This is a genomic window from Ruminococcus flavefaciens, from assembly GCF_900119075.1.
GTDB lineage: Bacteria > Bacillota > Clostridia > Oscillospirales > Ruminococcaceae > Ruminococcus > Ruminococcus flavefaciens_Q.
In genome coordinates this window covers 41,525-66,067 of the sequence record NZ_FPIP01000011.1, presented here as the reverse complement: position 1 = coordinate 66,067, position 24,543 = coordinate 41,525, and the positions used below count along the sequence as shown (strand labels likewise).

The 24,543-nt window shown below is 43.0% G+C and carries 26 protein-coding genes and 1 tRNA gene; 13 read left to right on the top strand and 14 right to left on the bottom strand.

Annotation, left to right across the window (positions count from 1 at the left end; genetic code table 11):
• Positions 1-77 precede the first annotated feature (77 nt).
• Both BT105_RS13700 and BT105_RS13695 read left to right on the top strand, forming a co-directional pair.
• Complete coding sequence (locus tag BT105_RS13700) at positions 78-806, top strand: DUF134 domain-containing protein (RefSeq protein ID WP_072301255.1); 729 nt, start codon at positions 78-80, stop codon at positions 804-806.
• Complete coding sequence (locus tag BT105_RS13695) at positions 806-1,615, top strand: MBL fold metallo-hydrolase (protein ID WP_072301254.1); 810 nt, start codon at positions 806-808, stop codon at positions 1,613-1,615. The genes BT105_RS13700 and BT105_RS13695 overlap by 1 nt, the downstream gene beginning before the upstream one ends.
• 497 nt (positions 1,616-2,112) lie before the next feature.
• Here BT105_RS13695 and BT105_RS13690 read toward each other — a convergent pair whose 3' ends face one another.
• On the bottom strand, positions 2,113-2,415 hold the full coding sequence (locus BT105_RS13690) for a rhodanese-like domain-containing protein (RefSeq protein WP_072301253.1): 303 nt from the start codon (positions 2,413-2,415) through the stop codon (positions 2,113-2,115).
• A 25-nt stretch (positions 2,416-2,440) separates the two neighbouring features.
• Between BT105_RS13690 and BT105_RS13685 the strand changes: the two genes are divergently transcribed.
• From BT105_RS13685 to BT105_RS13650, 8 genes are all read left to right on the top strand, one after another.
• A complete protein-coding gene (locus BT105_RS13685; RefSeq protein ID WP_072301252.1) occupies positions 2,441-3,247 on the top strand; it encodes a HesA/MoeB/ThiF family protein in 807 nt (268 codons plus the stop codon).
• Between the two features lie 259 nt (positions 3,248-3,506).
• Positions 3,507-3,752: an ACT domain-containing protein gene (locus tag BT105_RS13680; protein ID WP_072301251.1), complete on the top strand. Its 246-nt coding sequence runs from the start codon at positions 3,507-3,509 to the stop codon at positions 3,750-3,752.
• Between the two features lie 10 nt (positions 3,753-3,762).
• Entirely contained in the window at positions 3,763-4,911 is a 1,149-nt protein-coding gene (locus BT105_RS13675) for a glutathione synthase (RefSeq protein ID WP_072301250.1), read from the top strand.
• 28 nt (positions 4,912-4,939) lie between these two features.
• Positions 4,940-5,698, top strand: a complete 759-nt coding sequence (locus BT105_RS13670) for a class II glutamine amidotransferase (RefSeq protein ID WP_072301249.1) — start codon at positions 4,940-4,942, stop codon at positions 5,696-5,698.
• Positions 5,699-5,706: 8 nt separating this feature from the next.
• Positions 5,707-6,156 (top strand): YunG family protein, encoded by a 450-nt coding sequence (locus tag BT105_RS13665; protein WP_072301248.1) that lies wholly within the window; start codon positions 5,707-5,709, stop codon positions 6,154-6,156.
• A complete protein-coding gene (locus BT105_RS13660) occupies positions 6,143-6,352 on the top strand; it encodes a hypothetical protein (protein WP_072301247.1) in 210 nt (69 codons plus the stop codon). Before BT105_RS13665 ends, BT105_RS13660 begins: the two co-directional genes overlap by 14 nt.
• A 249-nt stretch (positions 6,353-6,601) precedes the next feature.
• Positions 6,602-7,663, top strand: coding sequence for an O-acetyl-ADP-ribose deacetylase (locus BT105_RS13655; protein WP_072301246.1), 1,062 nt, complete (start codon positions 6,602-6,604; stop codon positions 7,661-7,663).
• 110 nt (positions 7,664-7,773) lie between these two features.
• Positions 7,774-8,430: a vWA domain-containing protein gene (locus BT105_RS13650; RefSeq protein ID WP_072301245.1), complete on the top strand. Its 657-nt coding sequence runs from the start codon at positions 7,774-7,776 to the stop codon at positions 8,428-8,430.
• Between the two features lie 327 nt (positions 8,431-8,757).
• On the opposite strand, the gene panD is transcribed toward BT105_RS13650, so the two are convergent.
• From panD to BT105_RS13615, 7 genes are all read right to left on the bottom strand, one after another.
• On the bottom strand, positions 8,758-9,141 hold the full coding sequence (gene panD, locus BT105_RS13645; RefSeq protein WP_072301244.1) for an aspartate 1-decarboxylase: 384 nt from the start codon (positions 9,139-9,141) through the stop codon (positions 8,758-8,760).
• A gap of 10 nt (positions 9,142-9,151) precedes the next feature.
• The gene (gene panC / locus BT105_RS13640) at positions 9,152-10,000 is read right to left on the bottom strand and encodes a pantoate--beta-alanine ligase (protein ID WP_072301243.1); all 849 of its coding nucleotides are present in this window, start codon (positions 9,998-10,000) and stop codon (positions 9,152-9,154) included.
• Position 10,001: 1 nt separating this feature from the next.
• The gene (panB, locus tag BT105_RS13635) at positions 10,002-10,841 is read right to left on the bottom strand and encodes a 3-methyl-2-oxobutanoate hydroxymethyltransferase (protein ID WP_024859354.1); all 840 of its coding nucleotides are present in this window, start codon (positions 10,839-10,841) and stop codon (positions 10,002-10,004) included.
• 115 nt (positions 10,842-10,956) lie between these two features.
• Positions 10,957-11,796 carry a Rossmann-like and DUF2520 domain-containing protein gene (locus BT105_RS13630; RefSeq protein WP_072301242.1) on the bottom strand — a complete coding sequence of 280 codons (840 nt, stop codon included), beginning with the start codon at positions 11,794-11,796 and terminating at the stop codon, positions 10,957-10,959.
• A gap of 484 nt (positions 11,797-12,280) precedes the next feature.
• Positions 12,281-12,790: a nitroreductase family protein gene (locus tag BT105_RS13625; protein ID WP_072301241.1), complete on the bottom strand. Its 510-nt coding sequence runs from the start codon at positions 12,788-12,790 to the stop codon at positions 12,281-12,283.
• 9 nt (positions 12,791-12,799) lie between these two features.
• Positions 12,800-13,420, bottom strand: a complete 621-nt coding sequence (locus BT105_RS13620; RefSeq protein ID WP_072301240.1) for an MBL fold metallo-hydrolase — start codon at positions 13,418-13,420, stop codon at positions 12,800-12,802.
• Between the two features lie 11 nt (positions 13,421-13,431).
• The gene (locus BT105_RS13615) at positions 13,432-14,127 is read right to left on the bottom strand and encodes a DsbA family oxidoreductase (RefSeq protein ID WP_072301239.1); all 696 of its coding nucleotides are present in this window, start codon (positions 14,125-14,127) and stop codon (positions 13,432-13,434) included.
• A 122-nt stretch (positions 14,128-14,249) separates the two neighbouring features.
• On the opposite strand from BT105_RS13615, the gene BT105_RS13610 reads away from it, so the two are divergent.
• The gene (locus BT105_RS13610) at positions 14,250-14,855 is read left to right on the top strand and encodes a TetR/AcrR family transcriptional regulator (protein WP_072301238.1); all 606 of its coding nucleotides are present in this window, start codon (positions 14,250-14,252) and stop codon (positions 14,853-14,855) included.
• 132 nt (positions 14,856-14,987) lie between these two features.
• On the opposite strand, the gene BT105_RS13605 is transcribed toward BT105_RS13610, so the two are convergent.
• Positions 14,988-15,431 carry an Hsp20/alpha crystallin family protein gene (locus BT105_RS13605; protein ID WP_002851770.1) on the bottom strand — a complete coding sequence of 148 codons (444 nt, stop codon included), beginning with the start codon at positions 15,429-15,431 and terminating at the stop codon, positions 14,988-14,990.
• 492 nt (positions 15,432-15,923) lie between these two features.
• Here BT105_RS13605 and BT105_RS13600 point away from each other — a divergent pair, with 492 nt between their 5' ends.
• Positions 15,924-16,373, top strand: coding sequence for a GNAT family N-acetyltransferase (locus BT105_RS13600; protein ID WP_072301237.1), 450 nt, complete (start codon positions 15,924-15,926; stop codon positions 16,371-16,373).
• A 224-nt stretch (positions 16,374-16,597) separates the two neighbouring features.
• Here BT105_RS13600 and BT105_RS13595 read toward each other — a convergent pair whose 3' ends face one another.
• The 4 genes from BT105_RS13595 to BT105_RS13580 form a co-directional block, all read right to left on the bottom strand.
• A complete protein-coding gene (locus tag BT105_RS13595) occupies positions 16,598-18,016 on the bottom strand; it encodes a protein NO VEIN domain-containing protein (RefSeq protein WP_072301236.1) in 1,419 nt (472 codons plus the stop codon).
• A gap of 86 nt (positions 18,017-18,102) precedes the next feature.
• Positions 18,103-18,753, bottom strand: coding sequence for a methyltransferase type 11 (locus BT105_RS13590; RefSeq protein WP_072301235.1), 651 nt, complete (start codon positions 18,751-18,753; stop codon positions 18,103-18,105).
• Positions 18,750-19,262 (bottom strand): P-loop nucleotide/nucleoside kinase family protein, encoded by a 513-nt coding sequence (locus BT105_RS13585; protein WP_072301234.1) that lies wholly within the window; start codon positions 19,260-19,262, stop codon positions 18,750-18,752. Before BT105_RS13585 ends, BT105_RS13590 begins: the two co-directional genes overlap by 4 nt.
• A 230-nt stretch (positions 19,263-19,492) precedes the next feature.
• Positions 19,493-19,580 (bottom strand) — tRNA-Ser (locus BT105_RS13580).
• Between the two features lie 472 nt (positions 19,581-20,052).
• Here BT105_RS13580 and BT105_RS13570 point away from each other — a divergent pair.
• The gene (locus BT105_RS13570) at positions 20,053-21,282 is read left to right on the top strand and encodes a site-specific integrase (RefSeq protein WP_072301233.1); all 1,230 of its coding nucleotides are present in this window, start codon (positions 20,053-20,055) and stop codon (positions 21,280-21,282) included.
• Positions 21,283-21,885: 603 nt separating this feature from the next.
• On the opposite strand, the gene BT105_RS13565 is transcribed toward BT105_RS13570, so the two are convergent.
• The gene (locus BT105_RS13565; protein ID WP_072301232.1) at positions 21,886-24,510 is read right to left on the bottom strand and encodes an SIR2 family protein; all 2,625 of its coding nucleotides are present in this window, start codon (positions 24,508-24,510) and stop codon (positions 21,886-21,888) included.
• Positions 24,511-24,543: the final 33 nt, after the last annotated feature.

Genomic DNA, 24,543 nt, shown 5'->3' with positions numbered 1-24,543 from the left:
AATGACTGCTATATTTATACTTGACATAAGTCAAAAACCGTGATATAATTGACATAAGTCAGAAAGGAGATGCGCCTATGCCAAGACCTCAGAAATCGCGCCGTATATGCTGTTACCCTGATTACTGGAGCTTTGCTCCCGAGCATGATACCGCAAACGATACGGTAACGATGTCCCTTGACGAGTTTGAGACCATACGTCTGATAGACTATCAGGGAAAAACTCAGGAGCAGTGCGCCGCTGAGATGAACGTCGCAAGGACTACTGTCACAGCGATTTACGACAGCGCAAGAAAGAAACTCGCCGCCGCACTGGTGGAGGGCAGACGCATCGTCATTTCGGGCGGAAATTACACGCTTGACAACACTATCTCGGAGGAGATAACTCAGAAAGGAAGCAAGATCATGAGAATCGCAGTTACCTATGAAAATGGACAGATATTCCAGCATTTCGGCAGAACAGAGCAGTTCAAGCTCTATGATATCGCCGACGGAAAGATAATAAACGAGCAGGTCGTAGGCACAAACGGAGCAGGTCACGGCGCTCTTGCAGGTTTCCTCAAGAATGCGCAGGCTGATGTGCTTATCTGCGGAGGTATCGGCGGAGGCGCACAAATGGCTATGCAGGAGGCAGGTATCGCTCTCTACGGCGGCAATATGGGCAGTGCCGACGAAGCTGTAAAGGCTTTCCTTGCACAGACGCTCGCACAGAATTCAAATCCTACCTGTGACCACCACCACGAACACGGCGAAGGTCATTCCTGCGGAGACCACGGCTGCGGCAGCCACTCCTGCGGTAACCACTGATGAAGATAATCACCCTTGTGGAGAATACTTCCGCAAACGAAAGCTGCATAGCCGAGCACGGACTTTCGATATATATCGAGACTGAAAAGCACAGACTGCTCCTTGATACGGGGCAGACTGACGCAGTTGTGAAGAATGCGGAAGCCCTCGGCGTTGACCTGACCGCTGTTGATACAGTTATACTCAGCCACGGTCATTACGACCATTCGGGGGGTATCCTGCCCTTTGCAAAGCTGAATCCCCAAGCAGCGATAATCATGCAAAGGTCCGCCGCAGAACCTCACTACAACGGTGAGCGCTACATCGGTATTGACACGGATATTCTCAAACTGCCGAATGTTCAGCTCATAGACGGCGATGTGCGGCTTGACGACGAGCTGTTCCTGTTCAGCGGAGTTACAGGCAGAAGGTGCTACCCGCAGGGCAACAGAAAGCTGTCCTGTTTGCGCAGCGGCGAAAAAGTCGAGGACGACTTCGCCCACGAGCAGTGCCTTGTCATCACGCAAAGCGGCAAGCGCTGGCTGCTGTCGGGCTGCGCCCATAACGGCATACTCAATATCCTTGACCGATACAGGGAGCTTTTCAGCAGCGAGCCCGATTACGTTCTCAGCGGATTCCACATGATGAAGCGTGAGGGCGAGCATAACGAGGACGAAAAGGCTGTCATCGTTCAGACGGCTCGTGAGCTTGCAAAGCTGAACACTGTTTTTTACAGCGGACACTGCACGGGCGAGCCTGCCTTTGAGCTGATGAAAGAGATAATGGGAGAAAAACTCATCGCCCTGCACAGCGGAGAACAAGTGATATAAAACGGAACGGGAACAGTTTTTAGCTGTTCCCGTTTTTTGATGACCGGATTATGTTATTGAATATTTTCCTCAAACAGCGAGGAACTGAGGAAAGGTTTCCCCCATAAAAAACATAAACTTCTATATGAGTGCCATGATTGAGTTCGGGCGTTTTTCTTAGTTATAGAAGAAGCTTTTTTCTTATTTCATTTTAATGTATTGTTTTAGGAGGTTATACACTAAATGCTTCAGCTAAAAGTAGTTTCCGTTTTAACATCGTCCCGTACTGCACATTCGGTCTGTCCCCCTGACGATGGAGCGGAGCATACCAAGCATACAGGATATTCTGTTTTTCATTTTCACCGCTCCTTTCGTTTGGTGTGACTTTATTATATCACGCAGAAAGAAGTCTGTCCAATGCGAAAAATCCATTGCATATTATAGGAAAAATCTATACCCGACACCCTTGAAAAGCCGATGTGTATATGCTATACTTATTAAACAAGTAGGAATTGTATTTACAGCTTGGCACTTGCAAGACTTACGATATATGCGGCGTGACCGCCCTCCACATTATATACGTCATATCCGCGGTCTTCAAGTATTTCGGCGACTTCTTCGCTGAGGTCGCCCGTTCTGCACAGCACGTAGACAGGCTTGTCCTTGGGGAGCTTTGATAGTCCCGTAGATATCTCGTCAAAGGGCACATTTACCGAGCCCTTTATACCGTTGTTTTCAAATTCTTCGCGGCTTCTTATGTCGAGAAGAAGCGCTTTTTCCATATCAAGAGCGGATAGTTCCGCCGCATTTATACTTTTCATATCAATTTCCTTTCGGGAGGCAAAAATGGCTTTAACAGACCAACAGCTCGAACGCTATTCGAGACACATCACATTAAAAGAAATCGGCGTGAGGGGGCAGAAGAAGCTCCTTGCCGCAAAGGTGCTCATCATAGGCGCAGGCGGTCTCGGCGCACCTGCCGCGATGTACCTTGCAGCCGCAGGCGTGGGAACTATCGGCATTGCCGACTGCGATAACGTGGAGCCTTCAAACCTGCAAAGGCAGATAATACACGCCACCGATGATGTGGGCAAAACAAAGGTGCAGTCCGCTGCTGAGACCATAAAAGCCCTCAATCCCGATGTTGAAGTTATAACTTATCACGAATACGTAAACAGCAAAAACATCGCAGATATGATAGCGGATTACGACTTCATAATCGACGGTGCGGACAACTTCCCCACAAAGTTCCTCATAAACGACGCCTGTGTGCTGGGACGCAAGCCCTTTTGTCACGCAGGTATCCTGCGCTTTGAGGGACAGCTTATGACATACGTCCCCGAAAAAGGTCCCTGCTACCGCTGTATATTTGAAGCTCCGCCGCCGAAGGACGCAGTCCCCGGCTGCCGCGAAGCAGGAGTTATCGGTGCAATGGCTGGAGTGATCGGTTCTATGCAGGCTCTTGAAGCCGTGAAGTACATCACAGGTCAGGGGGAGCTTCTCACAGGAAGTATGCTTATCTTTGACGGACTTAAAATGGAATGGCGCAAAGTAAAGCTGCCGAAAAGAGTTCCGACCTGTCCGATATGCGGCGATGATCCGACTGTAACCGAGCTTTTCGACGAGGAACAGCAGGCTTGCAGCTTGTTATAATATGATTATATAGCCGCTAAGAGTAAAAGTCAATAACCAATTCACAGAAATCCTATTGACAAAGTATGCATATTATAGTATAATATAAACATAGTAAATTAGTATGCATTAACGGAGGTGTTTGTTATGCAGGTACATATGTGTAAAGTGAATATTTGTATAACGAGCCCCGTGCTTTCTGTATCATAGGCTTTTTCTGCCTGTAAGCAAACAGTCTGCCGCGGAGGCAGACTATTTTTATTTACAGGAGCTGATAAATATGAAGCGAATTGAAGTGATTTCCATTGACAGGATAGGTCTTGTAGGCGAAATATCCAACGTCATCAGACGCCTTAACGGCAATATCATAACCCATACAGCCAATGTAGTGACAGACGAACAGAATACCCTCGTTTCGCATTTTACTGCCGATATCTGCTTTGAGACTGCTTCCGAAGATGAAGCTGTTTCACGCAGGCTCCGCAGGATAAAAAATGTTCGGCAGGTAAGAATTACAGATATCTGAGGTGATATTTATGACCACAAGTAAATATTATTACAGCGGAAAATTCGGCATTGAGCGTGAAACTCTCCGTGTGGACGGTCAGGGCAGACTTGCTCAGACTCCCCACCCTTTCGGCAATGACGAGCATATCACCCGTGACTTCTGCGAGAATCAGGTGGAGCTCGTAACTCCTGTCTGCCACAGCGTTGACGAGGCTGTTGAAGCTCTTGCGGAGCTTGACAAAAGAACCCGTGAGGAGCTTGCAAAAAACGGCGAGAGCATATGGCTGTACAGCAATCCGCCGCACTTTGACAGCGAGAAGGATATACCCATTGCAGACTTCACAGGCGACCATTCCTCGAAACGCGCATACCGTGAGGTGTTACAGCAGAAATACGGCAAAAAGCTCATGCTTTTCTCGGGGATACACTTCAATTTCTCATTTGCAGAGGAATTTCTCCGCGAGCTCAATACAAATAACGAGGACTTCCACACATTCCGCGACGAGTTTTATCTCAGGCTTTACAAGCAGCTTATGGTGCATAGCTGGCTTCTGGTGCTGCTTACGGCGGCAAGCCCATATTATGACGCCTCTCTTGACAAAGACGGAAAAAGCGGTATAATTATGAGTGAATATTCGTCCCTGCGAAACAGCAAACGGGGCTACTGGAACAAGTTCCTGCCCATACTTGACCACAGGAGCTTAAAGACGTTCACAGGCAGTATCAAGAAGCATATCGTGACGGGTTCACTGTACTCCGCAAGCGAGCTGTATCTGCCTATACGTTTGAAGCCAAAGGGCGTGAATACCCTTGAAAATCTTGCGGCAAAGGGCGTTGACCACATCGAGCTGAGAATGTTCGACCTCAATCCCTCCGCAGCTCTCGGAATCGACAGCAGAGACCTTGAATTTGCTCATCTGCTCATACTTTATCTGCTCTCGCAAGCCGATTTCGACTTTGCTCCCGAGCTCCAGGAAAAGTCTGTCCGCGACCATAAAAACGCGGCACTTCTTGAGCCCGATACAAAGCTTTTAGAGCGCGGACTTGAGGTCATCGAGGAAATGGAAAAGCATTTCTCGGACAACGAAAAGGCACTTGAAATAATTGCATTTGAGAAAGAAAAAATACTCGGCAGAAATCATTTCAAAACCTCAATTGTATCGGCTTCTGCAAAGTAATTGATAATCAGACAAGGCGGTGAAATAAATGTGCGAGCTTCTGGGCTTCACTTCGGAAAAAAATACGGATATATCTGACTATCTGCGCAGTTTTTTTGCTCACAGCAGAAGCAATCCTCACGGCTGGGGAATGATGTACGAAAACGTCGGCAGAGTCATTCTGAAAGAGCCTGTCTGCGCCGCTGAAAGCTCTTTTCTCGGCGATATGATAGATAGTCTTGCTCCGCAGAAAAACCTCCTCGCACATATAAGATTTGCCACCGTCGGTTCTATAAACGAGAACAACTGCCACCCTTTCACAGGCAGGGATATTTCGGGCAGAGAATGGACTCTTATCCACAACGGCACTATCTTCAACGGCAGGCATAATCATCGTTATTCTGCCGCACAGCAGGGGGATACGGACTCCGAGCGCTTCTTCCTTTCACTTCTCGACTATATGAACGAGCATATCTCACGGGCTATTCCCAAGGAGCATGAACGCTTTGAGATAGTAAATCATTTCATAGTGGAGAACGCTCCGCGGAACAAGCTGAATCTGATGATATACGACGGCGATATGCTCTATGTACACAAGAATCTGAAAAATACGCTGTGCTTCAAAAGGCTTGAAAGCGGTATTATTTTCGCCACAAAGCCCCTTGATGACGGCGTTTGGATACCGTTTCCAATGGCGCAGGTCATCGCCTACAAGCACGGCAGAGAGGTATATCGCGGAGACCGTCATAAGGGCACTTTCGTTCCGCCCCTTGAGTATATCACGGCAATGGACGCAATGTATATATGAGGTGAATTATGAGCTATAATTTCTACGGCTGGGAAAACGCTTTGGTACCGCCGGTAAATAATGACTTCAAGGGCATAGATACGCCGCAGAAGCTATATGACGCCCTTGCGGAGATATGGTGCGAGTATACCTGCGCTCCCCGTCTGCGCTTCAAGTGGAGCAAGGAGAATATGACTCTCGGACAGTGCGCCGTAACCGCTTTTTTAGCGCAGGATATCTTCGGCGGAAAGGTTTACGGAGTTCTCAGGCCAAAAGGGAACTACCACTGCTACAATGTTGTGGGAGATGTGGTATTCGACCTTACAAGCGAGCAGTTCGGCGATGAAATACTTGACTATACCGATAATCCCGAGCAGTTCAGAGAAGTACATTTTTCAAAAGCAGAAAAACGTGAGAGATATGAATATCTCAAAGCAAAACTGAAAGAATTTACGGAGATGAATCATGAGCACGAATGAACTCAGAAAAGCTCTTGTCGCAGACGATGAACTGAGCTTTTCCCATAACGGCAGAGACTATCTTTTATACGGCTGGAATCAGTGCGACGGCTATGTGCTCAGCCTTGAATGTGAGGGCGAGCTTGTGTGGCAGTCCGCGCCAATGGCAAAAGCCGCCTGTACAGAAGAATTTCTCAGGTATTATTCCGAACTATGACCGATAAAAACTATTTCGGATCGGACGATTACTGTTATACGCAGTAGGACATAAGCAGCAGTAGTTATATATGCTACTGCTGCTTTTATAATGTTGTATCGCCTGCCTTGACAGCTCTTTCACTTATATAATCCTTTCAGATTAAAATACCTGTTTTATGTAATATTACGCATTATATGTATAAGTATTGATAATCTGCGACAGGTATGGTATAATTTTATAAATCAGAGTGAAAGGGAGGTTGTATGTATGCCTTTCAGAATTATAAGGAACGATATAACAAAGGTCAAAGCCGACGCTATCGTCAACGCTGCGAATTCATCGCTGTTAGGAGGCGGCGGAGTTGACGGTGCTATACATCATGCGGCAGGTCCGCAGCTTCTTGCGGAATGCAGAACTCTCGGCGGCTGTAAAACAGGAGAAGCAAAGCTTACAAAGGGATATGCTCTCGACTGTAAATATATCATACATACTGTAGGTCCTGTTTGGCACGGCGGTGATCGCTGTGAGGAAGAGTTCCTGCGTTCATGCTACAGGAATTCCCTTGAGCTTGCAAAGAAAAATGACTGTGAAAGCGTGGCTTTCCCTCTTATTTCATCGGGAATATACGGCTATCCGAAGGATAAGGCTCTTGATGTGGCTGTTTCCGAATTCAGAAGCTTCCTTGACGAAAATGATATGGATATCACACTTGTCATATTCGATAAGGACTCCTTTGAGGTCAGCTCAGGCATAGTCGGCGAGATAAGGCAGTATATAAGCGACACTTACGCAAAGAAATGTGCTGACCGTGACAGGAGAAACAGGAGCGGCGCCTCGGTAATCGGAACGTACCAGCTTGCAGGCGCAAAACCAAGCGGATTATTCGGCAGAAAAAAGGAAAGCATGAAAGAAAGCTCCGCAAATATCATGCCCGAAGAAGATATCTGCTGTGAAACCAGCGCCGACCTTGAAAATATGCTGAAAACCCATGACGAATCCTTTTCGGAAGCTCTGCTCAGACTCATAGACGAAAAAGGCATGACCGATGTGGAGACTTATAAAAAAGCCAATATTGACCGCAAGCTCTTTTCAAAAATACGCAGTGACAAGAACTACAAGCCTAAAAAGCAGACCGCAGTTGCTTTTGCAGTAGCCCTTGAACTTGACCTCGGTGAAACTGAGGAACTGCTGAAAAAAGCGGGCTTTGCTCTGTCAGACAGCCTGAAGTTTGACCTGATAATCCGCTATTTTATCGAACGCAGCAATTATAATATCTATGAAATAAACGAAGCACTGTTTGCTTTTGACCAGAGTCTCATAGGTTCATGATTTGTCGCCTCAGAAGCGACCAAAATACCTCCGTAATGATGTATACTGTAATTACAGTAAAGGAAACGTGAAAGCGGTTCCGAAAAAAACATCAAAACGGAGGTATTATCATGAAAAAGAACTTGACTGAACTGGTATTTATCCTTGACGAGAGCGGCTCAATGAGCGGACTTACAGCTGATACTATCGGCGGCTTCAATTCTCTTATAGCAAAGCAGAAGAAAGAAGAGGGTGAGGCTCTTGTTTCAACCGTATTTTTCAGCAACAGCTCCAAAGTAATACATGACAGAGTGAAGCTGGAAGATGTTCCAAAGCTTACAGACAGAGATTATGTTCCGTCAGGCTGTACTGCACTTCTTGACGCAATAGGTGATGCGGTTCATCACATTGCCAATATCCATAAGTATGCCCGTGAAGAGGATGTTCCCGAAAAGACACTGTTTGTCATTACGACTGACGGTATGGAAAATGCCAGCAGAAAGTACAGCCACAAGGACGTTAAGAAGCTCATTGAAAAAGTGCAGGAGGAAAAGGGCTGGGAATTTGTATTCCTTGGAGCCAATATCGACGCAGCCGAGACAGCAGGTTCTATCGGTATCAGCGCAGAGCATGCAGTTGACTATCATGCTGATTGCTGCGGCACGGAAGTTCTTTACGAAGCTGTCGGCTGTGCTGTAAGCAGTGTAAGAGCAAAAAAAGGACTCAATAAGGCTTGGAAGTGCTCGGTAGAAGCTGACAATGCGCGCAGAAAAAAGGATCAAGTCTGAAAACAAAAAGGCTGGACTCATAAAAGTCCAGCCTTTCTGCTCAATATTCGTTGTATTGTGGGGTGTTTCCGTTATATAATGTCTGATTAGATTTTAGCGAAATCATATGAGCAAAAAAGTACCGCAGAGCGAAAGCTCTGCGGATACCCAAATTAATAGTTAAAAGATAATAAGTACCAAATAAAGACCAAACCGCATGGCTGTTTACCATTTTAGAATAAACAAATTTTTTAGTTGGAACTGTTTTATAACAGTTCCATTTTCGTTATTGTATCAGGCAGCCATAAAGCCAATAACTTATCGCTGAAGATGTACAGCGATAAGTTGTTATTTAAGTTCTCCGTGCTTTTCGTAGTCGGCTACCCTTACTATTTCATTCTTATCGCCTACAAAGACTACTTTTGGACGGTGAGTTTTTATTTCATCGGGAGCCATATTCGCATATGCCATTATGATAACATGATCGCCTTTTTGTCCTGAACGAGCAGCTGCACCGTTGAGGCAGATAACTCCGCTTCCGCGTTCGCCTGCGATAACGTAGGTCTCAATACGGCTTCCGCTGTTTACGTTTGATATATGTACGCGCTCGTATTCATAAAGCCCTGCGGCTTCCATGAGCTCTTCGTCGATAGTGACGCTGCCAACATAGTTGAGCTCCGCCTGAGTGATAACGGCGCGGTGTATTTTGCTTTTGAGCATTGATATTTCCATAGCAGCCTCCTTATACGTCTTCGGTGAAGAAGTTGTCGATAAGGCGTGTTTTTCCGATATATACAGCCATAGCGCATAGCGCAGGACGGTCGAGAGCCTTTATCTGCTGCATTGTTGCACAGTCGACTATCTTGACGTAATCTATCTTTGCAAGAGGCTCAGCTTCTATGAGCTTTTTCATAGCTCCGATTATTGCAGAGCAGTCCTTTTCGCCCTTTCTGACCATATCCATGCCAAGAAATACTGCCTTAGAGAGTACAAGTGCAGCTTTTCTTTCGGCTTCGTTAAGGTAGGTGTTGCGTGAGCTCTTTGCAAGTCCGTCTGCTTCACGGACGATAGGACAGCCGATTATCTCGATGTCCATATTAAGGTCGTCAACCATGTGGCGGATAACTGCAAGCTGCTGAGCGTCCTTTTTGCCGAAATATGCACGGTCGGGCTTTACGATATTGAAAAGCTTGGATACTACTGTGCATACGCCGCGGAAATGAACGGGACGGCTAAGACCGCAGAGCTCCTGTGTGAGCACGGTCATATCAACGAAAGAAGAGAAGCCCTCATGGTACATCTCGGAAGGTTCGGGATTGAAAATGATATCACCGCCATGTTCTTCAACGAGCTTTGCGTCGCGGTCGATATCACGGGGATAGCTTTCAAGATCCTCTGTTGGGCCGAACTGCATTGGATTTACAAAATCGGACACCACAGTTCTGTCATTATCTCTGTGAGAAGCGTCGATAAGGCTTGCGTGTCCCTCATGGAGATAGCCCATTGTAGGGACAAGTCCCACGGTGAGCCCCTGTGCTCTCCATTCCTTTACCTGTGTGCGGACTTCATCTATGGTTTTAACTACTCTCATTTCACTTTTCCTCCCTCATAAGCTGTTCGATAACATCATCTTCAATAGCGTAGGTATGCTCCTCGGCAGGGAATGCTCCCTCTTTGGTCTCACTGATATAATCAGCGATACCCTGACGCATCACCGAGCCCACATCAGCGAACCGCTTTACGAATTTAGCGGTATGACCTGTAGTAAGTCCAAGCATATCCTGATATACCAGTACCTGTCCGTCGCAGCCTTTTCCTGCGCCGATACCGATAGTCGGGATAAAGAGCTTCCTTGTGATGATATCCGCAAGCTTTGCGGGGATACCCTCTAAAACTACTGCACAAGCGCCTGCCTCTTGTATCTTCAGCGCGTCGTCAATGAGCTTTCTTGCCTTGTCAAGGCTCTTGCCCTGTACCTTGAAGCCGCCGAAGGCATTTACAGACTGTGGAGTAAGTCCCAGATGTGCAACAACAGGAATGGACGCATTCACGATAGCTCTTATCTGCTCGCAGACCTCGGCTCCGCCTTCAAGCTTTACAGCATTGGCGCCGCCCTCTTTGATAAGTCTGCCTGCATTGATAACAGCCTCCTGTACACTGACCTGATAGGACATGAACGGCATATCGGCTACGATGAAAGCGTTTTCCGCACCTCTTGAAACTGCGGCGGTATGATGTATCATATCCTCCATAGTCACAGGGAGCGTGTTTTCGTAGCCCAGCATTACCATGCCCAGTGAATCGCCGATAAGTATGGCATTTACGCCGCACTCGTCGATGATCTTCGCTGTTGTGTAGTCGTAAGCAGTAAGCATCGTGATCTTGTCACCTGATTGCTTCTGCTTCAGAAGGGTTGAAACAGTGTTCTTCATATTCAATTTTCTCCTTAAAAGATGTTACCTTTCCATTGCCTGGATAAGATACAAGAAGAAGTATAACATATAAATGTGAATAAAATATGAACAAAAGGTTTTTCTTTGGTGACAATTACCTAAGGAGCTTCTCCATTTCTGTATAATCTGCCTGTGGGTGACGTTCCTTAGCCATTTCTGTCAGTTTTTTCGAGACCGCTCTGTAGATATCGGAGTCATTCCCGCCGTTTATGCAGGCGATATGCTTTTTAACCGTAGATACGTCGTTGCGCTCCACAGGACCTGTAAGGGCGGCAGTCGGTCCCACTGTGAAGATACGTTTCATATTGCTCATTGCAAGAGGTTCAAGAGCTGAAAGAGCTTCTTCTTCAGTAAATCCGCACTGTTCAAGGAGCTCTGCGCTTTCCGCCATAAGTCCGCAGACGAGATTGCTTGCAACAGAACAAGCAGCATGATAGCGGCTCTTGATATCACTTGTAATAATTCGCGTAGGATTGCCCATATCCGAGAGTATAGCGCTCCATTCCGCAGCACAGCCGCCCTCTATGCAGAAAAAAGCATTGTTGAGCTCCCTGTAGGACTCCGTTTTGCTGCTTATTGGGAAAAGAGGGTGTATTGATGTGCCTTTCGCACTGTATTTTGCTATATTCGGGAACGCTTCCTCCGCTGACATCGCTCCGCTGCAATGGCATATCTGCCTGCCGCAAAGAAGCTCCTTTGGCAGGGCACTGTAAGTCTCTTTTATGGCGCTGTCGGGAACTGTGAGAAAAACTGTGTCACTTGCGGAAACAAGCTCCTCCGCGGACACAAACAGCTCCGAGCCTGTAAATACGGCAGCCTCAAGGGCAGAACTCTCCGAGCGGCTGTAATATCCCGATATCTCCAAACCGTTTTCTGCAAAATATTTTCCCAGAGAAAAGCCGACTTTCCCAGCACCTATAAATCCGATTTTCATTACATTCACCTCAGGTTTTTTAATATTTTACCATAGAATGATAGCATTAATAACGCGGATTGTCAAGTTTAGAGCTTCGTCTATGAATCGCTACCAACATCTGGAGTTCAGAGCATTCAAATACCTAATTCACAAGAGTGGTAAGGCAGTTCCATTTCCTCTAAAAAATTAACAGACTCCGCAATTAGAGCGGAGTCTGTTTAACTGTTTTTGAAATAGATGATGATATGATAGAAAGCAAGTTTGGTTTTCTATATGCATCTTATATTCTTTCATATTATGCATATACATCAACAAACAGCTCAGAAGCAAAGATGAGTTTTGAAGAGTATATGAAGAATAATTGATTATTTAAGGACGGCGTAAACCGTCCTTTTTCTCTGTATAATTAAAATACTCCCGTTGAAAGGGAGTATTTTTATAGCATTAAAGCCTTTTACGCATAACAAAAACAGGGATCACTATCAAATGATCCCTGTCCGCTTTAATTCATCTTATTATAAACCACTACTTCTTCGGCAGCTTTCTTAGCCGAGCGGTGTCCCTCTTTTGCGGGATAGCCGATAGGCGCAACTGCGACCACCACATAGTCATCGGGGATATTCAGCAAGGCTCTGACCTTTTCGGGTGAAAACCACCCCAGCCAGCAGGATTGCAAGCCAAGCTCGACAGCTTCAAGTGTCATATACGACATAGCGATAGCACAGTCCATACTTCTCGCACTCTGACCGCATATCATCGTCCTGTCTCCGCTTGCACACTCCACAAGGACAGCAGGTGCAGTCTCTATCCACTTCTGATCCTCGCAGGCACTTACCATTTGGCGGATAAGCTCCTTGTCCGTCACTACGATATGCTTGCAAAGCTGCTGATTGCTTGCGGTCGGTGCAAGCCGTCCTGCCTCCATGATCTTCTCGATCTTCTCAGGCTCGATAGGCTTATCTGCGTATTGTCTCACGCTGTATCTTGCCTGAATCGCTTCCATTACTGTCATAATAAAACCTCACATTCCATAAAATCGTTTCTCCGCTCCGACGGTTGTCGGTTCGCTGTGTCCCGAATACAAAACCGTATCATCGGGCAGAGTGAAAACCCGTTCCATAATGCTCTGTATCAGCAGGTCTTTGTTTCCGCCGGGAAAAGTATAATTTCCGATGCTCTCCTTGAAGATCGTATCGCCCACAAAAGCGATGCGTTCTTTTTCATTGTACAGCAAAACAGAATCGGGAGTATGACCAGGCGTATAGATCACACGGAGCGAATGTGCTTCATCAAGTGCGATCGTGTCACCGTCCTTGAATTTGACGGTATCTCTTATGATCATATCGCCCACACACTGCCGTGACAGGTTCATCAGCGGATCCAGCAGAAACAGGTCTGCCTTTTCGTGAGCAAGAACGGGACAATTCAGCTTTTCACGCAATTCCTCAACTGCACCGAAGTGGTCAAAATGCCCGTGAGTAAGCAGGAGCTTTTCTATCACAAGACCGTTATCCCTGATAATATCAAGCAGCTTATCTGCCTGTGCGCCGGGGTCAATGATAAAGCCATGCCGTGTGCTGTCACTCACATAGAAATAGCAGTATTCCTCAAAATAGCCCTTAACGGGTACTGTCAATACCATAGCTTCACCTATCAGAAATGGCAGCCGTCGGGGCCGCAGTGCATACCTGTTTTTTCGCTTTCAGAGGGGGCTTCGTCCTTTTTGGCTCTTTCAAGTATTTCTCTGATATGCTCCACGCTGTCTGCACCTGAGATCGCATACACTCCGTTCACAAGGAAATACGGCACTGCATAGATCTGATACCGCTGTGCTTCACGCTCATCAAGCAGAACTTCGTCCTTGTAACGGTCGCTTGCAAGCAGTTCATCAATATCCGCTTCATCAAGACCACACTCCATAGCGATACGCTTCAAAACACTGTGGTCGGCAAGCTCAAGGTTGTCGGTAAAGTAGGCAGCATAGAGCTTTTCAGCGATCTGCTCGGCAAGAACGGGGCCGCCCTTGTAAAACGCAAACTTGGTAAGGCGGTGTGCATCCATTGTATTGGTGAAAAGTGTTGTGGCATAGCGGAAATCAATGCCCTCGCCTCTGCCCATTTCAGAGATCATATCAATGCGGTGAGCTGCCGATTCCATAGACAGACCGTACTTTTTCGCAAAGCGTGTAACTGTATCTCCTTCAGCGTGAAGTCCTGCGGTGGGATCAAGCTGAAACGCCTTCATTTCGGGAACGATATTCACTCCTGCTTCTTCCACTGCCTTTTTCAGACGGGCTTCACCGATATAGCAGAACGGACACGAATAATCAGACCAATATACGACTTTCATAAGAATACTCCTTTCATGACAAGCAATAATAGAACTTGTTCTATATTGACATTATAACACATCTATGCTATAATGTCAATAGGAAATCGAACGAATTCTATTTTTCTTTTTTGGAGGATATTATGGCTACAAGGGGCAGACCGTGCAAGAGCGAAGTGACCTGCGACAACAAGCAGAAGATCATAGACACCACGATAGAGCTTATTAAAACGCACGGTGCAGACTATCTGACCGTGAGAAATGTGTGCCAGGCGGCAGAGGTCGCAACAGGCACATTCTATCATTACTATAAGAACAAGGACGATCTGCTGATGTATTTCATCAGGGACATTTCCTTTGACAAGTGTGAGCTGCAAACGCCCATCAGCGATATTTCGGGCAGGATATGCGAGCTTTACATGAACCTGATCGACCGCTATATGGAGCTTGGCAAGGACTTCATGCGGAATTTCTACACGACCTCAAATCAGGCACTCTCTGCATATATGGGCGTGACTGACGGGCAGTTTGCCGAAGGCACTGTTATGGAACGCTGTGAGCGTGAGCTTTTGTTTGCTCGGGAAAGCGGTATCATAGACAAAAATGCAGATGCCCACATTCTTTCTGCGGACATCTGCACGATCGTCAAGGGCTGTGTATTTGAGTGGTGTCTGAATGACGGAGAAATGGAGATCGAACGGGTACTTGGGCGTATTATCGGGAATTACTTATATTGTCATCAACTTTGAACCCAGTGGATTCAAAGTTTCGATCATGGCAGGATAATGATTCATTCAAATCATATAAAAACAAACTCCCCGGAACTGCTCATACGAACAGCTCCGGGGAGCATCATTTTGGGATCATAACTTAGCGAGGTATTATCCCTCAATTGCAATATACTTGTGATTCTCCAGCTTCTTAGGCTCTGCCTTCGGAACGCAGATGTTCAGAACACCGTCCTCAAATTTAGCCTTTACATCGGCTTCGGTAACAGTATCACCGATGTAGAAGCTCCTCTGCATTGCGCCTGCATAACGCTCCTGACGGATCAGCTTGCCCTTCTTGGACTTTTCGTCTTTGTCAAGTCCCTTTGCGGCGCTGACAGTCAGATAACCGTTCTGAAGCTCAAGATTGATCTGATCTTTCTTGAAGCCCGGCAGGTCGATAACGATCTCATAGTGGTCGTCATGCTCATGAACATCGGTCTTCATTACCTGTGCAGCGTGTTTGCCGTACAGCTTCTTCTCCACATCTCTGCCAAAATCAGGGAATCTAAAGAAATCATCGAATAAATTTTCACCGAAAATACTTGGATACAACATAGGTCAGTCCTCCTTTTTTACTCGTCACATTGTTTCCATTGCTTCGAGCAAGGGGACGGAGGGTTCAGCACCCGGATCCTTTGGTGCTTCTCTGTTCCTTTGTTCTGACTATATTATAGCACTCTGAATTAGCACTGTCAAGGGTAGAGTGCTAATTTTCACACAGGTTTCATATTTTTTGACAAGAATGTCACATTGGGTTGTGAGCAATAATAATCTGCCAATTGACCTTTTGACCGCAGTATGGTATAATTATCCTATACCCTGCTATACCGATACATACGATGATCTTTGAGGTGGTAATGATGAGGACTTACATAATATGTCGGTATTTTTCTACAATTATAGCATAGATCGGCGTGGATAGCAAGCAATTTTTCGTTGTTAATATAAAACCTGTGTATTATAGAGCTTTTATTGACAGGGCAGTGATGCTATGGTATAATGTTTACTAATATAAATCGAGATTTGTAAGACGATTGAGGAAGTAGAATGTATATTGTTACAGCAGAAGAAAACCAGATAAAAACAATTGTAGACATATCTGTCAGAGCATTTGAAACAGACGTAAATGTCGGCGGTGCAAAAGGTGACTGTCCGCCCGGATATGATTCGGTAGAATGGCATAAACAGATGGCTCAAGAGGGGCATTTGTATCAAGCAATGATAGGAAAAGATATTGTGGGAGCAGCCGTCATATTCCCGGATGAAACAAAAAACAGTGTGTGCATTGGCAGAATTTTCATCGACAGCGTCTATCATAGAAAAGGTTATGGAATTCGTTTAATGGAGTGCATAGAAAAGAACTATCCATTTGCCGCGGAGTTTGATCTTGACACTCCAAGCTGGAATGTACGGACAAACGCTTTTTACGAAAAATTAGGGTATCAGATCATAAAAGAAGAGGACGGTTTTGTTTTTTACAGGAAGACGAGAAAGTGAACTTCATTTAATTCAGGTTCTCACATAAATACTGATTTATCTCAGTAAGCAAAACAGATGATAATGCCCCTGAGCGTTAATTGAGACGTTCAGGGGCAAAACTGTATGTACGTTTTTTTCACTCACAACAGGTATCCATATCCGGCTTTTGTAGTCGGGGAAATCCTTCGATGTCCTGATATTTTGTGGCTTTTGGTGTTAGGTGGTTGGTATCCTATAATGTATTACTCTTTTATAGACATTTTCAGAATTATTTCATCTTTATTGAATTGATTTAGATCATCGTATATAATCAACGAAACATTGTTTGAAAGAATATTACCTACTCGATAAAGTTTATAAATATCACCTCGTTTTAATAGTTCGTTAGCTGTATCAATTTCATGTTGACTCATATAAAAACTATCTTTTGGATTCCCGGTAGTTGTTTTTACTTCAATATAAACTTTTTTTCCTTTAAGTGTATATGAAAGAATGTCAAATCCATTATTGTTATCTAAAGCATATGAACCATCAACTAAATCGTAATATTGGCTATTATTACTTTTTAAGAAATTCCTTTCGTATTCAATAACGTATTTTTCGCCTAAATCGCCTATCTGTTTAAGATACTTGTTGATTTCTTCATAGTTTTTTGGAACATTTATGTTTTCTTTTATTTTATCAAAAGTAGACAGTGTTAATTCAATACTATCATGCTCTTCCTTGGAAAGGAAGTCTATTATAGCACCTTCAATCTGGTGTGCTATTTCGTTTTTTTTTACGGAATTATTCGATATCAGTTTTTCATAACATTTTAAACATACTATTTTATTATTAATTGTTCTCCATTCGTCCACAAAGTTAAGATGTGTTTCTTGGCATACTGGGCATTTAATAGAGTATCTTTCAATTGTATTCTTAATTTTTCGGGGGAACAATTCTTTGATACCAACAATCTTTCCGAGTTTGCTTATATAGTCATTGATACTTGCGAATGGTATATTTGAAGAACTTGTTTTGGAAAAAAATGCTTCAAATCTTGAATTTAATTCGTATTCATTATCTTCAGTAATAATAAGTCCGTTTTCAATTTGATCGTAGGTTAATTTTCTTATCTCTTCTATTTGCATATTTAAGTAAAATATAGCATAAAAGAAAAAAAGAAGTTTCATATTTTCTTCGTCATCATCTGACACAGAATTATAGAAATTAAAAAGTTTTTCCATATCTTCAAAAGAGAGGGATTCTTTTGAATTTGATTTAGTATTATTTGTGTTTATGTGTTTGGTGTTTTTATGAATGTTTTTTTCAAAAATGTTTTTTTCTTTTTCTTTGTTCCAATAACAGTTTTCAAATCCGGATATATCATTTAGTAATTCATATACATAAAGATATTTAAATAGGCTTTCTATATGATATAATTGAGCTTGAGGTATTGTTTTATTATTTGTTAATTCTGAATAGTCTTTGTATGTGAGCTTTACAAATGAATTCTTTTTTATGAATTTACAGATTTTTCGTATAGCTGAACATACAGTTTTACGACTACTAACTGAATAATTTGTATAAAATCTTTCTAATATGCTTTTTGATTCATCGTCAATACCATTAACTATCAATTTTGCGTCTTTTTCGTATGAAAAAAGTTTATTGTTGCTCATAATGGTTTATCCTCCTTGAATGACGTTCCAAACAATAATTAACAAACTGATTATTACTTGAATTATAACATATTAAGTGCCTTTTTTCAAGATTTACTGGTTTTTAATGATAGTCTATTTCTAATAAAATCCACCCTCACCATTGCCTTGCCATTCGGCAGGGGACAGGTCTCCTGCAAAATCAGCGAGTAGCCTATATCGTTCATAGCAGCCGTGAGTGCCTTTTCTTCCATTTGGTTATGAACCTCGTCAAGCCTGTCGAAAGCTCGCAGGTACGGCGACTCCGACACCCACTGCTCCTCGTCCGTGTTTATCTGTATCACGCAGGAAACGTACTCGGGAGCGGTTTGCAAAACGGCTCGCTGGAACGCTCTGTAGCCGATGTACTCAATAAGCAGGTTCGCTATCAGAAGCTGTGCCTGCGGGAGCTTCTCTGTCTCGTTTATAAGGTCGATGTGCAGGCATTTCAGAACTTCCGAAAGCTGAGGGTATCGCTGAGATACCGCGCTGAGGTAGTCCGCATTGATGTCCACACCGTAGACCCTGCGGAACTTGTCGGTGTCAATGTGTTCAAGTCCGTTTCCGCCTGCAACTCCCAGAACTGCGGCAGTCTCCACAGGGTAGGCGGCGAACTGCTCCTTCATTATGGCATCGAGAGCCTGAAGCTGCCGCACAGAATCAAGGCTCATGTGCTTTTCGTAGTCGTCAAGACTTATTTCTTCACATGGGTTGGTCATATACAGCACCTTTCCAAATCGTATTCATCATTTATCAGAAAATAGTCAAGTCCGTAACTGAGACAACCGCGGAGATATTCCTGATTGTCCTGTATTATATCCTCAATACTGATGTCATTGGAGAGCCTTTTCTCGATAGCGTTCCCGAAGCTGACAATGTCACTGAAATGGCTGGTTATGTAGCTTTCACTCATAACAAGGCAGATGTATTTTATCTGCGACAGATAGTCGGCGTCAAAGCTGTTCTTCCAGTCAAAGGGAATATAACAGCCCTCGATCATGAGATCCTGTTCGTTTTCAATGGCAGTCTTTATCATCTCTTTCAAAATGTTCCAGAGGTATGCCGTCAGCTTGTCGTCGTCATAGGGCGTGAGCTCGGTCTGACCGCTTCTTATAAGTCCCATTTTCAGGTGGTCGATAGACAGGTAAGGGTACTTGTATTTTTCAAGCAGTTTCTGCGCGAGAAGCGTTTTCCCTGTATGCGAAGCACCTGTTATCAGTATTATCATAGTAGCCGCGGCTCCTTTCCGATAGTTTCCATAATTATATCATATTTGGGAGCGTTTTTCAATAAAAAACAGCTCCTGTCCGTGTGGATGTGAGCTGTTGTCAGTTATTGCAAAAAAATGAGACAACTCATTTTAGCAGGAACTGTTGCGTTTTTTGCAACGGTTCATTTTTCAGTTGTTGCAGAAAATACAACAACTCATAGTAATGTGCATTTTCTGCACAATGCTTTTGGCGGTCGCACTGAGATTCGAACTCAGACATCGGAATATTCAGATTACTCATAGTTTAGCAAACTGCTGCCTTACCAGTTAGGCTTCCGTGACTGCGCCGAACTGATAATTGATGTGCTGTTCGGCAGGAGCGAGAACCTGAAATAGCATTATAATAATGGCATGGGTACGGTCGTCGCCGTGCCCATTTTACCTTTGAAGGGAGTGATAAAAATTACCGCAGTATTCATTCGTGAGGACTGACGTTCGGTGAAAGGAGAATAGAATGGGTGAAAACAACGAGGAAAGAATAGTTATGCTGACCATAAAGGAGGCGGCAGCGCTGGTGGAGGGGCTGACCGAGTACCGTGGCGTCAGATGTGCATAAACGACCAGGTGCCGCACATCATGGCAGGGAAAAAGTATCTCATCAATAAGGACTTGTTCCTCAGGTATCTGCGTGGGGAGACTGCGTAAATAAATAGTGCGAAAAGGTGCGTTTCTGCTGGACTTTTCTGCCGCGTTGTGGTATGATGTCCTTGGTAGAAACGCGCCGTATTATTGAACGGAGGTTTTATATATGGCGGCTATCAGAAAAAGAAAAAACGGTTCGTATGAAATAAGAGTCTCCTGCGGTTACGGAGTCGACGGCAAGCAGCACAATCAGTACAGGAGCTATTATCCCGAGACCGGAATGACTCCGCGGCAGATAGAGAGAGAAGTCAACAAAATGGCGGTGCTGTTCGAGGAAGAGTGCATGAGGGGACAGATAACCTCGGCGATAAAGTTCCAGAGATTTGCGGAGCAGTGGTTCGAGGAGTACGCGAAGATCAACCTCAGACCGACCTCGTATTCACGAATGAAACAGCTCACCAAGCGTGTCTATCCTGCTCTGGGACATAAGCGGATCGACAAGATAACTGCGCACGACATTCAGCGTTTCATCACAGACATGATGATAAACGGCAGGAATGAGACCACAGGCAAACCGCTCTCACGCAAGACAGCGGTCCACCACCTGAGTTTCATCAGCGACGTGTTTACATACGCGATACGAATGGGTATGCTCAGCGACAATCCGTGCAGACGAGTGTTCGTGCCGAAGCAGGAGCAGCTTGAAAAGGAGATATTCACGCTGGACGAGGTGCGGACTCTGTTCGCAAATCTGGAAAATGAGCCGATGAAGTATCAGCTGTACCTCATGCTTGCGATATACAGCGGATTCCGTCGGAGCGAGATGCTGGGACTGGAATGGAAGGACATCGACTTTGAAAATGACCTCATCCACGTCAGACGTACCTCTCAGTATACCGCGGAGAAGGGTATATACACGGACACCACCAAGACGCGGAGCTCCAAGCGTGTATCGAAGATGCCTGAGATAATAATGGACCTGCTGAGACGTTTCAGAACTGAGCAGACTATCGAAGCACGCCGGCTTGGCACCAAGTGGGTGGAGAACGACAGGCTGTTTACGAAGTGGAACGGTGAGCCTATGAATCCGCAGACTCCCTTCGAGTGGCTGAAGGGCTACTGCGGACGTGTGGGAGTGCCCTTCAAAAATATCCACTCCCTGCGTCACCTGCACGCGAGTTTGCTTATATTCGAGGGAGTGGACGTGGTAGCGGTCTCGGCTGATATGGGTCACAGCGTTGTAGGTACCACGCTGAACCTGTATTCCCATATGTTTCAGGAGGCGAGGGCTCGCAACTGCGAGGCGATCACCAACGCTCTGAAGTTCGCTCATCAGCCTGCGGAGTGCGTGAAATATGACGTTCAGAATCGCGGCGGCGAGCAGTTCGGGACATAAAAAAGACCGCAGAGCCAGAACTCTGCGGCACACCTGAAAATAGTTAAAAGTGGTAATAAGTGGTCAGTAAGTGGTTACGGGTAGTTGATTAAAATAATAAAAAACTGCAAATGGCTTAAATTAGCCATTTGCAGTAACCAATTAATGGTGACCCGTACGGGAATTGAATTAATCCCGAGCATTTTAGTAGTCTTTAGTAAAATGCGAAAATGGCTGTAAATCGCAGATTTTTGAAACTTCAATTACAGTAACTTCAAGCGATTTCAGACGATTTTTAGTACAAATAAGTGCCAAACAAGTGCCAAAAGTGGCGCATTTCCTCCGAATAGCAAAACGATATTCAATGAATATTAGGCAGATATATGGAGATGAAAGATAGCTAAGCTTTCACTCGCCAGGTGGAGCGTTGGAAGCAGAATGATAGTTGTTATCAGTAAGCTGTCCTCGCCGCTGATGCCGAGAATATACTCGGTCTTGAGAACTGTTTTGTCTACATGGCAAGAGAAGCTGTGTTTGAGTGTATGGTTTATATCTGATAGGAATAATATAGTCAAGACTTTTCAAATACTTAGAATGAGAGTTATCGTTTTTCGATAACTCTTCTTATTCTGCAACTTTTAAAACATAATCATTATGAACAGAATCATATTTATAAATTCTAACTGGGATTTTATCACTTTCTTTATATTTTTTTCCTCTGTAATTTTTTATGCAAGCATCTTTCTTTTCGTCATTTATAACGACATATCCTAAATACAGAATATAAGATTTACTTTTCTTAATGCTTGTAACTGTAAAGTCAAGCTTATCATTATAAAAAGCTAATTCTCCAAAGATCCCAATATATGATTTCAAATGACTATAAAAGTTAGAGTTAGTACTATATCTTAAGTATGTTGAACAGCCATTGTAATTCTTTTTTGCGAGTGCGGTCATTATTGTTTTATCACTCGTTGTCATGATAGCATAAAACTTGTCAAATAGTCGTGGATAATATGAAGATGCCATTTTATAACAATAATACTCTTCATCTTTTTCTGCTTTAGTTGGAGTTAATAATTCATCAATTTTTTCAATCTCTTCAATAGTTGATAATTCACTATATTTATAACTCTCTTTTAATAATAATTCCATCTTCAATCTTGCATACTGATTGTTTATCTCATAAGGTGTCATTTTGTCAGGTAGATAGCGATAAGCTGCTCTAAAATGAAGTTCTGCTCCTTCATAATCATTTAATTCTAATGCTGAGATTGCATATTGTAGCCAAAAGAAATACTGGTTTTTATAATGCGTTAACTCCTTCAGTTCCCCGTATAAATGATTGATTTTATCAAGCTTTTGTTCTTGATTCAAAGAAGATGCTTCTAATACAAATTTTAGATGTTTAAAAGAAAGTAGATTTGTCAAATAATTTTTGTACTTTCGGTTCGCTAAAAAACCGCAATCTGCAACTTTAGCAGTGTCAATCAGAAGTTCTATAATATCATCTATGCATTTTGTCTTTGATAAAATCCATAAACACAGTATAGAGGATTTAATTGAGATTCTATCCACACTTCTATCTATTAGTTCATATAAGTCTTCATCTCTATCGAAGCTGTAATCAAAAGAATTGATCTTTAATAAATCCAGTGTATCATTCATGTTCAGATTTAGTGCCATGAGTTTTATAACAATTAGAAATAGCACTAATTTATAGTACTTATATTCAGAATCAAGTTTATTTTGACATACAGTCCATATTTTATCAGTTATTGTAACGTTTTTCATAACAGATATTAGCAGAGATTGCAATCTTTTATTACAATTTTTTTTGATATATTGAGATAGTGTAATGTTTTTTTCAGGTGGATAAAAACCGTATGTAGAAAAGATTCTTTCAATTTGAGATATCTCATTATTTGATAGTCTGTTAACCTCATATACTGTACAAGGGTCGATTTCAAATCTTTCAGAACGAGATCTGTATATAGATGTTCTTGCAGAGAAAATAAATACAATATTATCATTGCAATTGTAAATATTGAAGTTTTTAAACACATCATAATAATCAAAGAAATTCTCAATTACAATAATATTTTTCTTACCATTATTGCAGATTTCTTCTATTTCAATATTTATTTTTTGATTTTCATCAATTAACCTATATTTTTGATATGTATTAGGTAACTTCATACATACTTGCTCTATTATTTCTGATTTGCCATTACCTATATCGGAGTGAATAAATACAGCTTTAATACCAGAAGTTATATCATTAATGATTTTTTCAACATAATCACGAAGTACAACTGATTTGTAGTTTTTATTTTCAATATAGTACAATTCATCAGACCGTATTCCGGTATAATAATATTGAAGTACTTGTCTATCATTTGCAGCTGATAAAGGTTTGGGTGATTCTATCACCTCAAAATTAGATAAAACCAAATCTACAGCCCTTGGAGGGATATAATCTTTCTTTATCTCGTTAACTTTATTAATAAAGCCAGATAAACCAATAGGGCACACTTCTCCATACTTGCTCAGCGTTTTTATATTTGCTGTGGATTCTCTGTCATGAACTATAAATATGCATTTATCTTTGTTTATCGTATTAACAATCCTTCGTATATCAAGATCGTAGCCCATAGAAAACCCGATAAATATAGTAGTTGAATAGCTGTTTAAGTCATTCTTAAATAAAGCCCCCCACTGACTATTTGTAAACTGATCTGTATTATAGCTATATGACGATAGTTTAAACTCATCGTTTAATTTACTTTTGGTAATGGAATTAATATAGCCATTTATATGAAGAATGGTTAAATCATTGTTATTTATACATTCTTTTATATCTGAAGAAAGAGTCGCACTTTTTATAGTTAGGGATTTTTCTTTATATGCTGATTCGATGATATCATCATAATTTGTTGTATATATTCTTTTCCATTTTATGTCAACAAGTTCTCTGTGTTCGTTTAGTGGGCACGTACATCTAAATTCTTTTATTAAAAAGTTAATTAGTTCCTGTTCGCCATCATTGCCATTTTCATTTTGTTCATCTACAAATAATTCTGTTGCTTGTTGCAAGTCAGTTGTACCAGGCTGGAGCTTTTCAGCTAATTTACTGCCAATTAGCATTTTACCACCGCCAATATTAGGCGTATCTACTGATGCTCCTGAACCTAAAAATAATATAGCATCACCATTTAATGCCTTTTTTATTGCTTCATCAATATTCATCCTTTTCACTCCTTTTATAATTATTAATAAACT